The following is a 13,441-nucleotide window of genomic DNA, read 5'->3' on the forward strand; positions in this document are numbered from 1 at the left end:
ATATTTATGAAATACAAATATTTTACTTATTCAATAATTTTACTACCCCTTTCAATTTTTTTTATAATCGAAACATATATTTATACTATTAGCGAAAAACTAGTATTTACAAATGCATTAATTGCATCAAGAAAATCAAATATTCAATGTTTAATAATGGGAGATTCTCACCTTCAAAATGGATTTAGAAATAATTTAAAAAATTGTTATAATCTTTCTATTGGAGGTTCATCTCTTCCAATGATACAAGACGCTGTAAATTCTGTTTATGATAACAATGATTTAAAAATGATTATTTTACCATTAGAACCCCATGATTTTTCAACATATAGACAACAAAATTATTCTCCTATATTTAAAGATATTTCTAAAACTTTCAATATTATGTATCAACCTCTATTCAATATTCTGCCAGTAAAAGAAGAAATTCAAGATTATATTAAAAATAATAAAAAAGAAGATTTATGGCCTAATTGGTCAATCAGAGAAAAAGAAAAAAGAGTTGAAGAAAGAATTAATATTCATGGAAATTTAAAAAACTTCGAAAAATCGAACTATTCAATTAATTATATAAAATTTATTGAAAACTTAATAAAGAAAAATATAAAAGTTTATCTAGTTAGAACTCCTGTGACATATAAATACAATAAAAAAATGTTTGAAGTATTAGACTCAAATAGATGGGAAAGATATACTAAAGAATTCACTTCAATGGGTGCAATATATATTGATTTTAAAAAGCTTAACTTTAATAACTCTGAAGATATTTATTTTGTTGATGAAGACCATTTAAATGAAAAAGGTTCATTTTTGTATACAAGATTATTAAAAGAACATATTAAATATTAACTTTATCAAGAAATTTTTTTAAATCTATTTTTTCTTTTGTATTTTTTACTAAATCAGCTAAGCTGTGAAATTTTGTATTCTCTTCTTTTGAATCTAATTTAATAATATTGATATTTGCTTCACTATTTGCTTTTGCTTCACTTAGCATTGATGTTGAATCTATTGTAATATAAAGTTCCTCACAAAGAGCCAAAAAATCAGGTATTGGATTAATATTTTGTTCTTTTGAAAATATTAGTTTATAATCAAACTTATAATTCTCAATTAAATCATCAATTTGTTTTGGTGTTCTTCTTGAAGTTGTAATATATTTTAAATGCTTTGGATATTTTAAAAATATTTCATCCAATGCACTTTTTATTTTTTCAAACTCCATTTTAAATATTTTATTATCTCCACCAATTATTATTCCAATTGCCTTTTTATTACTTTCTTTTTTTAAAATATTTTTAGGAATTGAATATGATAGATTCAAAGGGATTTCTATAATATTTTCCAATTTTGGTGGATTATCATGACTTTGTGCAACTATATAATCAAAGTCACTATATCTATATGATTTTGGAAGCATTAAAGCAATAGATTTTATATTGTATTTTTTTGAGATATATTTATTAAAATAATAAGTTCCTGATCCAGTACTAACAACTGCATCATAAAACTCATAATTAAATTTTTTGTGGCTTAAAAATAAATCATCTGTATAAAAAGAGAATTTATCAAAAACATATGAAAAAATTTTAGCAATTTTTGAACAAAATTTTACTTCTAAGATATCATAACTAATATTTTTTATTTTACAAAAAGCAATAGATTGATTTAAATGACCTGGCTTTCCATCACTAATTATTAGAATTCTTTTCATAAATCTCTTTATAATAATTTTTAAATCTTTTGTGGGGCCAAAACCATTGTTTTGGATCAGTTTTTATTATATCAGATATTGCATTAGCATGTAATTGAGCTAGTTTTTCAATATCATCTTTATCATCATCAGTTTTAATTGGTTTAATTGGTTCATAAATTTTAATTTTATATTTATAATCATCTTTATTAAATATTGCAAAGGGAATTACATATGCTTGAAATTTTCTTTGTAATACAGCTGAAGTAGAAGACTGATTTGCTTTTTTCCCAAGAAATCTTATAACTGAGCTATCTTTAAGACTCGCTTTTTGATCAATTATAAGAGAGATTATCTTTTTTTTACTAAGTGCTTTGAAAAGTTGCTTTACCGCTCCTTTTCTAAAAATAATTTTAGCTCCAGAACTTTCCCTAGATTTTGTTATAAATTTATCGATTTCTTTAAAGTTTGATTCCCTAGCAACTTGTACCATTGGTGAAACAAACTTATTAAAATAGCACCCTAAAACTTCCATATTTCCAAAATGAGCTGATATCATAATAATAGGATGACCTTCCTCTTGAAGTTTTTTAATTATCTCTACACCTTCAATCTCTACATCACTTTTAAGTTCTTCATCTGTAATTGTTAGATTTTCTATTTGAGATAAAACCCATAAAGTCATATTGAAATAAGAGTATTTTTGAATCTCTTTTATCTCTTCATTTGAAAGTTTTTTATCAAAAACTAAATCTAAATTAGCTTTGATAATTTTGTTAGTACCCCTTGCAAAAAAGTATACAACTCTAGATAAAATAAAAAAGAATCCTCTTCTTAATTTTTTAGGAAGAATTTGCATAAATTTAACAAAAATTAAAAAGAGTCTGTAAAGAATCTTTTCTAGCATGAAAGTTTAACCTTAAGTCCTTTGGGAGATTCTAGTTTTGCTATTTCATTTTCTATAAGAAAAATTGATTTTTCAAAACATATCTTTAGTTTATTATCTTTTAGCTTATAGTTTAGTTTTGGCATGGACATATCTTGATTTAATGTTAAGTTTAAACTTATCATAAAAGATAACCACTGCATTTTTTCTATAGGAGGTAGTAGTGATTCAAAATGTTTTAAATCTCTTTTTTGAGGAAGTGATTTTTTAGAAAACTTAATTGTGTGAGCAATAGTTACTCTACTTGAATGTAAAAAGCCATAATTTAAACCACTAAGTATAAAATCAAAAGTATTATCATTTGATTTATAAAAGTTTAATGTAGTACCAAGTGAATTTAATTTTGATGCAATAACTAAAAGATGTCTATATTTATCATCTAATTCATGTAAAGGTTTTAAAACATCAAATATTTCTCTAGCATTTCTTCCAAGATAAGCACTTTGTTTTTCATCAATTTGAAATCTATCAAGTAAACTTTTAACACTTACATTAAAATTAGCTGGAAATTTATTATTTGAGTTTCTTAATAAATCAGTTAAATATACACCTTCTCTAACACCAGCCCCAGAAGTAACCACTCTTTTTATATTTAACTCATCTAAAATAGTTTTAAATATAAAAGTACCCTCTTTTATAGTATCAAACCTATCTTTTTTTATACCTATATGTTTTAACGTATTGCTGTTTTTTGCATTTACAATTTGCTCTAAGATATGTCTATTTAAATCAACACAATAAGTAAAGCCATGTAAAATATCAAGAGGATAATGAGTTTTGGAGATTATAACCTTACTTAAAGCCCTTATACTTCCACCAATACCAACAACTGTTGAAGGAATTTCATGACCACACTCAAGTACCTCTTTTAATTTTTCTAAAAGATACTCTTTCGCACCTTCTATATTACCTTTAGAGAAGAAAAGTTCATTAAGTCTTACTGTACCTACATCTAAAGAGATACATTTTTCTATTTGCCCATTTCTTACTATTGCAAACTCAGTTGAGCCACCACCTATATCTACAGTGATAAACTCTTCCTCATAAATTAAATTCATAGTTGCAACACCACCATAGTAGGCTTCTTTTACACCATTTATGATTTTAATATTTAAACCCAACTCATTTCTAACTTTTTTTAAAAAAAGATTTGAATTAGGAGCATCCCTTAATGCTGAAGTTGCAACACAGATAATTTTTCTAGATTTTAAAGATTTTGAAATACTTAAAAAAGATTCTAAAGAGTTAAATGCTCTTTGCATTGGAAGTTCTTGAAGATTGCCACCATTTTCGTAACAACCTTCAGATATTTTAACTCTTGCTTTTGTTTCATTTATAAGATTAAAAGCAAAACGACTACTTTTTTCAAGCACAACCATACGCATTGAGTTAGACCCAATGTCAATTATAGTTGTTACCTTAGCCATTAAGCTTCTTCTTCTTGTAATTGCTCGTATTTAAATTGTAACTCTTCCATTGTTTCTTGGTTGTCTGGATCAACTATAATACAATCAACTGGACATACTTCAACACAAGCTGGCTCTTCAAAATGACCAACACATTCTGTACATCTATCAGGATCAATTATATAAATAGGATCACCCTCTTCAATTGCATAGTTAGGACACTCTTCCCTACATGCATCGCATGCAATACATTCATCAGTAATTATTAAAGACATAGATCCTCTTTCCTCGTAAAATATTATTTGGAGTTATAGCCTATTATTCTTAATAATTCCTTTAATTTGTAACAAATTTTGCTCATTTTTAGAAACAATTAAGAAATCACTATCCTGATAGGTAAAAAGGTCACAATTTATATGGTTTGCAGCAGCTATATCAAACTCTCTTAATTTACCTGCAAAAATAACAAAATTAAAATTTCTTGCATTTGCCAAAGATAGTGCAGCAGCACCAGGACTTCTAAATTTTAATCTATTTTCATATAAATTTTTACAAATATTTGGATAAGCATAAGCCCTTTCAAATATTCCAATTGAAGGATTAGAAATTTTTTGAAAGGTAATTTCATCTTCATTTATTAATGAAATCTCTTTTATACCCTTATCAACTCTATAAATCATACTTGCATTAACTAAATTAGTTACATATCCTGCTTTACTTTCATCATCTATAAATAAAGCAATAGAAGAACCATAATAAGGTAAAGAGCTTTGAAAGTTATGACTTCCATCGATTGGATCAATTACAATTTTTACATTTGAGTTTGAAGATATGTGACCTATCTCTTCTGAATAAATGTCTCCAAATTTTTGAAGATGTTTAATAAATATTTTTTCAGCTTTTAAATCTATATTTAAAGAGTTATCTCCTCCAAATCCTATAGTATTTGAAGGTTCCAAGTCTAAAGGAGTCATATGAGTATTAATATACCCATAAAGCTCCTTATTAGCTTTTATAACTGCATTTGTAAACGCGTTATAATCAAAGTTCATAACAGACTAAGATAGTGTTTCAACTATTTTTTTAGCAGCTTCTCTACCATCTAACGCAGCAGTAACTGCAAGGTGAGCACCTCTTTGACAATCTCCACCTGCATAAACTTTTTTATTTGAAGTTTGATAATCTTTTGTTACAACTCCTCCCCAAGAGTTTAATTCTACATTTAACTCTTTTAAGAATGCAGGAGCTTCAGGAGAGAAACCTAATGCAAATATGATTACATCTACATCTTCAGTATATTCACTACCTTCAATTATTTCAACTCTTTGTCTTCCAGATTCATCTGGTTCTGAAAGTCCTGTTTGTAATAATTCAATTGAAACTGCTTTATCACCATCTTTGATGATTTTATTAGGGCTTACATTAAATACAAATTCAACACCCTCTTCTTTAGCATTAACAACCTCTTTTTTGCTCCCTGGCATATTAGCTTCATCTCTTCTATAAAGACATTTAACACTTGCCGCACCTTCTCTAACTGATGATCTAACACAGTCCATTGCAGTATCTCCACCACCAATTACAACTACGTTTTTATCTTTAACATCAATAAAACCTTCACCAACTTTGTTGTTAAGATTTCTTTTTTGAATACCAGTTAAAAAGTCCATTGCTAAATGAACATTTGATGCATCTTCACCATCTATTCTAGCAAATCTACCTGCTTTTGCTCCAATTCCAAGATAAATAGCATCAAACTCTTTTTCAAGTTCAGAAACCTCTTTATCTTTTCCTATTTCACAATTTAAATGTAATTTCATTCCAGCTTCAAGTAACCAATTAATTCTTCTATCAACTGTAGTTTTATCAAGTTTAAAACCAGGGATTCCATACATTAAAAGTCCACCAGCTCTATCTTCTCTTTCAAACATCTCAACATCAAATCCTCGTCTAAGAAGGAAAGTTGCTGCAGAAATTCCAGAAGGTCCAGAACCAATAACTGCTACTTTAAAACCTAATTTTTTATCAGTAAATCTAGGTTTCATACCATGTTCAAATGCTCTTTCATTTAAATGAGTTTCAACTGCACCAATTGATACAGCTCCATGTCCTGTATTTAATGAACATGCACCCTCACATAATGAATCTTGAGGACAAATTCTTCCTAAGATTTCAGGGAAAGGAGAAGTTTCATTTGATAAAGCAAATGCTAATTCCATATTTTTTTCAGAAGTTTGCTTTAACCATGCAGGAATAAAATTGCTTAATGGACAACCTGTATGACAATATGGGTCACCACATTGCATACATCTATCAGCTTGCTCTCTAGCTCTGTGTTTTTCAAATACTTGATATACTTCATTATAATCTTTTAATCTTTGTAAAACATCTCTTTTTTCTGGATTGATTCTTTCAAATTTAGTAAAATTTAACATCCTAGTCTCCTTCCTCTGGATTTAGAGGTAACACCGTCATATTTTTTGGTTTAACCATCCAGAAATCTCTAATTTCTGCTCTAAAGTTTTCTAAAATTGATTCTGCTAAAGTAGACTCAGTTTCATTTAAATATTCCATCAATAATCTTTTTAAATAAAGTCTTTCTCTTTCAGTATCATCTGTATCGATTCTAACTGCTTCAATTAACTCTTGGTTCATTTTATCAACAAAGTGTTTTTCAGGGTCATAAACAAATGATAAACCACCAGTCATACCTGCACCAAAGTTAATACCTGTATTACCAAGAATAACTACAATACCACCTGTCATATATTCACAAGCGTTATCTCCAGTACCTTCAACTACTGCAGTACATCCAGAGTTTCTAACTCCAAATCTCTCACCAACAGCAGCTCTTACAAATAGTTTACCACCAGTAGCACCATATAAACAAGTATTACCAGCTCCAGCAAATTCAGGACCTTGGTGAGGAGTATTGATAATGATTTTACCACCATTCATACCTTTACCAACATAGTCATTTGCTGCACCATCAAGGTATAAATTCATCCCTTTTGATAATAATGCCCCAAAAGATTGCCCCGCAATACCTTTTAAGAAGATATTGATAGAACCATCAGGTAATCCAGCATCTCCATAGTATTTTGCAATTTCACCAGAAATTAATGTACCAAATGATCTATTTAAGTTAGAGATAGTCTCTTTAACTTTTATTGGAGTTTTTGGGTTTTCAATAGTTCTATGAACTTTTTTCAATAACTCTTTTTCAAAGTCATTAGAATCAAATGGTTTATTAGTTGGTTTTTGACAAGTATCAATTCCATCAATTCTTCTAAGAACATTTTGGAAATCAAATTTTTGTGCAAATTTATCATCAATTACTTTTAATAAATCACTTCTACCAACAATCTCTTCAATTGTTTTGTATCCTAAAGAAGCCAGAATATTTCTAACATCTTGGGCAATAAAGTTAAAGTAAGAGATTAATCTTTCAACTGTTCCAGCAAAGTGTTCTCTTAAATCTTCATCTTGAGTAGCAACCCCAACAGAACATTTATTTGTATGACAAATTCTTAAAATCTTACATCCAAGTAGTGTTAATGCAGCAGTACCAAATGCATAAGATTCAGCTCCAAGCATAGCTGCTTTTACAACATCAAGACCAGTTTTTAAACCACCATCTGTTTGAACATGAACGAACTCTCTTAAGTGATTAGCTTTTAAAGCATTGTGTGCTTCAGAAAGTCCCATTTCCCATGGATTACCAGTGTGTTTGATAGATGTTAAAGGAGCAGCTCCAGTACCACCATCAGCACCTGAAATTACAATTCTATCAGCATATGCTTTTGCAACACCTGCTGCAATTGTTCCAACACCAATAGTTGATACAAGTTTTACAGTAATTTTAGCTTCAGGATTAATTTGTTTTAAGTCAAAAATTAATTGAGCTAAATCTTCAATAGAATAGATATCATGGTGTGGTGGAGGTGAAATAAGTGTAACACCTTCAACAGTATGTCTTAAGCTTGCAATTAGTGCTGTAACTTTGTGACCTGGTAATTGACCACCCTCACCTGGTTTAGCACCTTGTGCAACTTTAATTTGAATCTCTTCTGCACTTCTTAAATATCCTGGAGTTACACCAAATCTACCAGAAGCAACTTGTTTAATTTTAGAATTTTTTAATGTTCCAAATCTAGCTGGGTCTTCACCACCCTCACCAGAGTTACTCATACCACCAATTGTATTCATAGCCATTGCCATAGCTTCATGAGCTTCAGGAGAAATTGAACCACATGACATAGCTGCTGTTGCAAATCTTTTGAAGATATCTTCTATTGATTCAACTTCAGATACATCAATAGCTTCTCTATCTGAATTAAATTCAAAGAAATCTCTAATAAATTTTTTATCTCTGTTTGCAACAAGGTCTCTTAATGTATCAAAATCAGAAATATCTTCTTTATTTGCTGCTTTTTTATTATGCATCGCATTAGTTGTTGCTGGTCCATAATCGTGGTATTCACCACCATTTGTATACTTATAGAAACCACCTAAATCTAATGGGAACATATGTTTATCATCAAAATAAGCATTAAAATGTTGTTTTTCAATTCTAGCTTCAATATCTTCATATGTTAATCCAGCTAAATCTGAATGTGAACCTGCAAAACAATCATTTACAATCTCATCACTTAAACCAATAATATCAAATAATCTTGAGTTTCTGTATGATGCAATCGTAGAAATACCCATTTTAGACATAATTTTAAGTAGTCCTGCATTCATAGCTTTTTGAGTATTTTTTAGAAGTCTTTGCATCTCATATTTAGAAATCTCTTTTCTTTCATATAAAGCAACTGTTGATGTATACATCATATAAGGACAAATAGCTGTAGCACCATATCCTATTAAAACTGCAGCCATATGTGGGTCATAAACTTCACCTGTTTGAGCTACAATTGATACGTTGTGTCTGATTTTTTCTTTAATTAATGTTTCATTAATATATCCTACAGCCATAGCCATTGGGATAAGTTTACTATTTTCACTTACATCTTTATCATCTAAAATTACAACTGAAACATTATCCTCTTTAACTGCTTTTACAACATAAGAAGCTAATTTTTCTAATGATTTTTTTAAATCTTTTTTAAATGCTGTACTAAAAATTCTGTTTTTGTAGTATTCATCATATCTTGGAGATGTAGGCTCACCAAATGATCTTAAAACATCAAATTTTTCTTTCATTAAAATTGGACTTGCAACTTTTAATCTTTTTGCATATTCTGGTTTTTCATCTAAAATATTATGTATATGACCAAAACCTGTTTCTAAAGACATTACAATCTTTTCTCTATATGGGTCAATTGGAGGATTCGTTACTTGTGCAAACTTTTGTCTAAAAAAGTCTGTAAAGTTTCTATTTACATTAGAAAAACATGCTAATGGAGTATCATCACCCATAGACCCAACTGGTTCTTTCCCATCTTTTGCCATTGGCTCAATGATTTGGTCAATTACTTCATATGTAATATTAAAATATTTTTGTCTCTTTTCAACATCATCAAATCTATATGCACTTGTATCTAAAAATGATTCATCAATATACTCTTGTAAATATTCCATATCATGGTTTAACCATTTACCATAGTTTTGAGAAGATTTTAAATAGTCGTTAATATCATCTTGCTTTAAAACTTTCCCATGTTTTAAATCAAGACCGATCATCTCTCCTGATTGTAATCTTCCTCTTTCACTAATATTGTCTTCATCTATTGTTACAGTACCATATTCAGAAGTGATATATATTTTATGATTTTTTGTAATTACATATTTTGCTGGTCTTAAACCATTTCTATCAATCAAACATCCAATATGTCTTCCATCTGTTAATGAAACAGCAGCAGGTCCATCCCATGCTTCCATCGCTGTTGATGTATACTCGTAAAATGCTCTTAAATCTGAATCCATATGTGGCGCATTTTGCCATGGTGCAGGAATTAAGCTTCTTGCAGCTTTGAAAAAGTCAAATCCATTTGCTAATAAAAATTCAAACATATTATCTAGTGATGCAGAGTCTGAACCACTTGGTTGTAAAATTGGTAATAATCTATCAATCTCTTCAGAAGTAAAAACTTCAGATTCAATTTGTTCAGATTTTATTTGAACATTTACCCTATTACCTTCAACTGAGTTAATTTCACCATTATGGGCAATTGCTCTAAATGGTTGAGCCAATCTCCATTGAGGTAAAGTATTTGTTGAAAATCTTTGGTGAAATAGTGCAAAAGAGATTTGGAAATCTTCATCTCTTAAATCAATATAGAAATGCTTAATATGCGTAGGCATAATAAGCCCTTTATATGCAATCACTTTTGACGAAAACGTAGGAATATAAAAATCTTTCTTGTCTATTAATTTGTGTTCGCACTCTTTTCTTGTAAGATATAACATAGCTTCAAATCTTTTAGAAGACATTAAAGCGTTCGCACTTACAAATACTTGAACAATATGTGGTAAACTTTCAAGTGCTTGTTGCCCTAATGCATCAGTATCAACTGGCACTTTTCTAGTAAATAATACTTTTAAATCGTTTTCTTCACAATAATCATTAAAAGTATCAATATCTTCTAAATCTTTTGCAAAAATCATAGCTACTGCGTATTTTTCTGGTAAATCAACACCATTTTCATTAGCTATTTTTCTCATAAATTTATTTGGCATTGAAAGTAGAAGCCCTGAACCATCTCCAGTTTTTCCATCTGCTGCCACTGCACCTCTGTGCATCATTCGCTCAAGCGATGTGATAGCATCCTCTAAATTTTCATGACTTGGTCTGTTTTTCAAATCAGCAACTAGACCAAAACCACAGTTGTCTTTAGAAGAAGTAAGTAAATCTAAATTACATCCCATTATTATCCTTTTATAATATAACTCTTTATATTCCTGATAAAGTCACACATAGTATCTAAAAAATGTTTAAAATGTGGTTAATGACAATTCAGTTACTTAAACTAAACTTAAAAATAATATTTTAAATTTTAAATCGCAAAATGCTATTCTAATGCTATTTTACTCTAGTTTTTTTTGAAAATTTACACTTTTTGACATACTTTCTACACAACTTTTAATTATACTTTTTTCATAACCATATAACTTAAGGAGTGAAAATGAAAAAATTTATGATTGGAGCAGTTGCAGCAGCAGTAGTTGCTACATCTGGGTTAGCAGCAGAATATACACTAAAATTCTCACACGTTGTAAGTGCTAACACACCAAAGGGTAAAGCGGCAGATTTCTTTGAAAAAAGACTTGAAGAATTATCAGGGGGGAAAATTGATGTTCAAGTTTACCCATCATCGCAGTTATATAATGATAATGCAGTTGTTAAAGCATTAAGATTAAACTCAGTTCAAATGGCAGCACCATCTTTTTCTAAATTTGGTAAAATCGTACCAAACTTAGCATTATTTGACTTACCATTTCTTTTTAAAGATATTGATCACTTACATAGAGTTCAAGATGGACCAGTAGGAGAAAAACTTAAAGATATGGTTACTGCAAAAGGTATTGTAGCTTTAGATTTTTGGGATAATGGATTTAAACAATTCTCTTCATCTAAAAAAGCTTTAATTGAGCCAGCTGATGCAGAAGGTCAAAAATTTAGAATTATGTCTTCTAAAGTTTTAGAAGCTCAAATGAAAGCAGTTGGTGGAAACCCACAAATGATGCCATTCTCTGAAGTTTACTCAGGATTACAACAAGGTGTAATTGATGCAGCTGAAAATCCAATTTCAAACATCTACACTAAAAAATTCCATGAAGTACAAACTGACTTAACTATTTCAGATCATGGTTACCTTGGATATTTAGTTGTAATGTCTAAAAAATTCTGGAAATCATTACCAGCTGATTTACAAGCAAATGTAAAACAAGCTATGAAAGAAGCAACTGCAAAAGAAAGAGAATATGCAAAAGCTTTAGAAACTGAGCAATTTAATGAAATTAAAAAGTATGCAGAAGAAACTGGAAAGTTAAAAATTCACACTTTAACAGCTGAGCAAAAAGATGCTTGGAGAAAAGCAGTGAGTAAAATCTACCCAGAGTTCTATGATGACAAATTAATTGGAAAAGATTTAATTGAAGGTGCAATCAACACTAAATAATCTTTCCTTGAACCATCGGTTTAACCGATGGTTTAACCCCAAAACCAACTTAAAATTCCCATTTAAACCCAAAAAAAATATCAAAAATAAAATTTCATTTTTTACATAAAGTGACATATTTAAATAAATTTGTGAATTTATTTTTATCTACATAATAGCTACATAACTTTTAATTATAATCGTTGTATGTATACAAAAAAGGAGACGATTTATGACAACTACAGTTAAAGGATTATTATCCGGTGTTGCTGTTTCATCAATGCTTCTATTTAGTGGTTGTACAGACAATGAAAAGGAAAAGGCTGTGGAAACAAAACCTTTAATACAAAAAGGTGAATATGTTTTAAAGTTTTCCCATGTTGTTAGTCCAAATACACCAAAAGGTAAAGCAGCTGACTATTTTGAAAAAAGGTTAGAAGAACTTACTGAAGGTAGAATTGATGTCCAAGTCTATCCATCTTCTCAGTTATACAAAGATAATGCAGTACTAAAAGCTTTAAAGCTTGATTCGGTACAAATGGCCGCACCATCATTTTCAAAGTTTGGTAAAATAGTACCACAATTGGCACTATTTGATTTACCATTTCTTTTTAAAGATATGTATCATCTTCATAGGGTTCAAGATGGAGTTGTAGGACAAAAATTAAAAGATATGGTTTCCTCAAAGGGTTATGAAGCATTAAGCTTTTGGGATAATCATTTCAAACAATTATCTTCTTCTACAAAACCTCTAATTAAACCAGAAGATGCGGAGGGTCAAAAATTTAGAATTATGTCTTCAAAAGTTCTTGAAGCGCAATTCCATGCAGTGGGAGCAAATCCACAAATGATGCCTTTTTCTGAAGTTTATTCAGGATTGCAACAAGGTGTAATAGATGGTCAAGAGAATACAAACTCTAACATCTATACAAAAAAGTTTCATGAAGTTCAAAAATATCTAACTATAACTAATCATGGTTATTTAGGATATTTAGTAGTTATGAGTGAAAAGTTTTGGGCTAGCTTACCAAAACAATTGCAAGAAAAAGTTATTATTGCAATAAATGAAGCTACACAAAAAGAAAGAGAGTATGCTGAAGAGTTAAATACACAACAATTTAACCTAATCAAGGAGTATGCACAAAAAACTGGTAAGTTAGAAATTATTCAACTAACTAAAGAACAAAAGGATGCTTGGAGAAAAGCTGTAAGTAAAATCTATCCAGATTTTTATGATAAAAATAAGATTGGAGAAGATTTAATTAAGGGCGCATTAGCCACGGAGTAGGAT

At 29.5% G+C, this 13,441-nt stretch carries 10 protein-coding genes; 3 read left to right on the forward strand and 7 right to left on the reverse strand.

Annotated features, from left to right (window positions below; translation table 11 throughout):
* Positions 1-6: 6 nt before the first annotated feature.
* Positions 7-849 (forward strand): hypothetical protein, encoded by an 843-nt coding sequence (locus FDK22_RS10865; RefSeq protein ID WP_138152984.1) that lies wholly within the window; start codon positions 7-9, stop codon positions 847-849.
* Here FDK22_RS10865 and FDK22_RS10870 read toward each other — a convergent pair.
* From FDK22_RS10870 to gltB, 7 genes are read right to left on the reverse strand one after another with little or no spacing between them, the layout of a single operon-like run.
* Complete coding sequence (locus FDK22_RS10870; RefSeq protein WP_138152985.1) at positions 839-1,714, reverse strand: ELM1/GtrOC1 family putative glycosyltransferase; 876 nt, start codon at positions 1,712-1,714, stop codon at positions 839-841. The genes FDK22_RS10865 and FDK22_RS10870 overlap by 11 nt on opposite strands.
* Complete coding sequence (locus tag FDK22_RS10875; protein ID WP_138152986.1) at positions 1,692-2,600, reverse strand: lysophospholipid acyltransferase family protein; 909 nt, start codon at positions 2,598-2,600, stop codon at positions 1,692-1,694. Before FDK22_RS10875 ends, FDK22_RS10870 begins: the two co-directional genes overlap by 23 nt.
* Positions 2,594-4,066: a Ppx/GppA phosphatase family protein gene (locus FDK22_RS10880; protein ID WP_138152987.1), complete on the reverse strand. Its 1,473-nt coding sequence runs from the start codon at positions 4,064-4,066 to the stop codon at positions 2,594-2,596. Before FDK22_RS10880 ends, FDK22_RS10875 begins: the two co-directional genes overlap by 7 nt.
* Positions 4,066-4,320: a YfhL family 4Fe-4S dicluster ferredoxin gene (locus tag FDK22_RS10885; RefSeq protein WP_138152988.1), complete on the reverse strand. Its 255-nt coding sequence runs from the start codon at positions 4,318-4,320 to the stop codon at positions 4,066-4,068. The genes FDK22_RS10880 and FDK22_RS10885 overlap by 1 nt, the downstream gene beginning before the upstream one ends.
* 33 nt (positions 4,321-4,353) lie before the next feature.
* The gene (locus FDK22_RS10890; RefSeq protein WP_138152989.1) at positions 4,354-5,097 is read right to left on the reverse strand and encodes an inositol monophosphatase family protein; all 744 of its coding nucleotides are present in this window, start codon (positions 5,095-5,097) and stop codon (positions 4,354-4,356) included.
* 6 nt (positions 5,098-5,103) lie between these two features.
* The gene (locus FDK22_RS10895; protein WP_138152990.1) at positions 5,104-6,480 is read right to left on the reverse strand and encodes a glutamate synthase subunit beta; all 1,377 of its coding nucleotides are present in this window, start codon (positions 6,478-6,480) and stop codon (positions 5,104-5,106) included.
* Between the two features lies 1 nt (position 6,481).
* On the reverse strand, positions 6,482-10,918 hold the full coding sequence (gene gltB / locus FDK22_RS10900; RefSeq protein ID WP_138152991.1) for a glutamate synthase large subunit: 4,437 nt from the start codon (positions 10,916-10,918) through the stop codon (positions 6,482-6,484).
* 257 nt (positions 10,919-11,175) lie between these two features.
* Here gltB and FDK22_RS10905 point away from each other — a divergent pair, with 257 nt between their 5' ends.
* A complete protein-coding gene (locus tag FDK22_RS10905) occupies positions 11,176-12,171 on the forward strand; it encodes a TRAP transporter substrate-binding protein (protein ID WP_138152992.1) in 996 nt (331 codons plus the stop codon).
* A gap of 211 nt (positions 12,172-12,382) precedes the next feature.
* A complete protein-coding gene (locus FDK22_RS10910) occupies positions 12,383-13,438 on the forward strand; it encodes a DctP family TRAP transporter solute-binding subunit (protein WP_228711697.1) in 1,056 nt (351 codons plus the stop codon).
* The last annotated feature ends 3 nt before the right edge of the window (positions 13,439-13,441 follow it).

The organism is Arcobacter arenosus (assembly GCF_005771535.1).
Taxonomy (GTDB): domain Bacteria; phylum Campylobacterota; class Campylobacteria; order Campylobacterales; family Arcobacteraceae; genus Halarcobacter; species Halarcobacter arenosus.

Coding starts and splice junctions, on each gene's coding strand:
- FDK22_RS10865 (WP_138152984.1), top strand. CDS start 7: ATGAAATACAAATATTTTACTTATTCAATAATTTTACTACCCCTTTCA.
- FDK22_RS10870 (WP_138152985.1), bottom strand. CDS start 1,714: ATGAAAAGAATTCTAATAATTAGTGATGGAAAGCCAGGTCATTTAAAT.
- FDK22_RS10875 (WP_138152986.1), bottom strand. CDS start 2,600: ATGCTAGAAAAGATTCTTTACAGACTCTTTTTAATTTTTGTTAAATTT.
- FDK22_RS10880 (WP_138152987.1), bottom strand. CDS start 4,066: ATGGCTAAGGTAACAACTATAATTGACATTGGGTCTAACTCAATGCGT.
- FDK22_RS10885 (WP_138152988.1), bottom strand. CDS start 4,320: ATGTCTTTAATAATTACTGATGAATGTATTGCATGCGATGCATGTAGG.
- FDK22_RS10890 (WP_138152989.1), bottom strand. CDS start 5,097: ATGAACTTTGATTATAACGCGTTTACAAATGCAGTTATAAAAGCTAAT.
- FDK22_RS10895 (WP_138152990.1), bottom strand. CDS start 6,480: ATGTTAAATTTTACTAAATTTGAAAGAATCAATCCAGAAAAAAGAGAT.
- gltB (WP_138152991.1), bottom strand. CDS start 10,918: ATGGGATGTAATTTAGATTTACTTACTTCTTCTAAAGACAACTGTGGT.
- FDK22_RS10905 (WP_138152992.1), top strand. CDS start 11,176: ATGAAAAAATTTATGATTGGAGCAGTTGCAGCAGCAGTAGTTGCTACA.
- FDK22_RS10910 (WP_228711697.1), top strand. CDS start 12,383: ATGACAACTACAGTTAAAGGATTATTATCCGGTGTTGCTGTTTCATCA.